Source organism: Paenibacillus popilliae ATCC 14706 (assembly GCF_000315235.1).
GTDB classification, from domain to species: Bacteria; Bacillota; Bacilli; order Paenibacillales; family Paenibacillaceae; genus Paenibacillus_B; species Paenibacillus_B popilliae.
This window is the reverse complement of record NZ_BALG01000013.1, coordinates 1-291: the sequence shown is the minus strand read 5'-3', so window position 1 is coordinate 291 and position 291 is coordinate 1. Positions and strand designations below refer to the sequence as shown.

Annotated in this window: 1 protein-coding gene; it reads right to left on the bottom strand. The window is 48.8% G+C overall.

The features are described 5' to 3' along the window. Positions 1-26: 26 nt before the first annotated feature. Positions 27-291: ATP-binding protein (locus tag PPOP_RS00795; RefSeq protein ID WP_006284071.1), on the bottom strand; the 265-nt coding region annotated here is incomplete at its 5' end.

Below are 291 nucleotides of genomic sequence, written 5' to 3'. Positions count from 1 at the left end.
CGAGGCACCTGCCAACCCTCCAAAGCTTAAAAAGGAATCCGTTCCATCGCTTGCTTGAAGCGAAAACTCTCGCCCGTAAAGGAGAGAATATGAGCATGGTGCACCAAACGATCCACCAGCGCAGACGTTAGCTTGGTGTCCCCAAAGATGGAGGTCCATTGGCCAAATTCCAAGTTGGACGTCACAATGACACTTTGCCTTTCGTAACAATCGGCAATCACGTTAAATAGCAATTCCGAACCGGTTTGGCTGAACGGTACGTATCCAACCTCATCCAGAATGAGTAAATCC